The organism is Mesorhizobium sp. M5C.F.Ca.IN.020.29.1.1 (assembly GCF_003997375.1).
GTDB lineage: Bacteria > Pseudomonadota > Alphaproteobacteria > Rhizobiales > Rhizobiaceae > Mesorhizobium > Mesorhizobium wenxiniae.
On the sequence record NZ_RZSW01001206.1, the window covers coordinates 1 to 420 of the forward strand.

At 53.6% G+C, this 420-nt stretch carries 1 protein-coding gene; it reads left to right on the forward strand.

Features of this window, described 5'->3' with window-relative positions; all coding sequences use genetic code 11:
• A partial coding sequence (locus EOA85_RS37055) for a winged helix-turn-helix domain-containing protein (RefSeq protein ID WP_164760222.1) occupies positions 1–246 on the forward strand: 246 nt, incomplete at its 5' end.
• Positions 247–420 lie beyond the last annotated feature (174 nt).

Here is a 420-nt window from a genome sequence, read left to right on the forward strand (position 1 = left end):
ATGATGATCGCACGTCGCGAACTCTGTATTCTAGAGCATCTGCTTAACCGGGCAGGCCGCATCGTGCCCCGTGCGCAGTTGGAAGATCACCTCTATTCGTTCAACGACGACGTGTCTGCCAACGCGCTTGAAGTCGGAATCTATCGTTTACGTGGACATCTGACCAGATCAGGTGCAACGCCACGGATCAAGACCATCCGTGGCATTGGATACATTCTAGAATTGACTGACGCGTCATCCGCATAGTTTGTCGAACCGAAAGAAGATCTATTTTGCTGATCCTTCAACATCCTTGCCCTGCGCTCAATTGGCGGGCGATCGCCATCAAGGTTCCGAGACCTGCAGTGCCCCGTTACCTGGGCCATCTCCTCTGCGCGCTTATTGTGACTTTCCCACTTGGTGTCGCGGCGCAAAACAAGC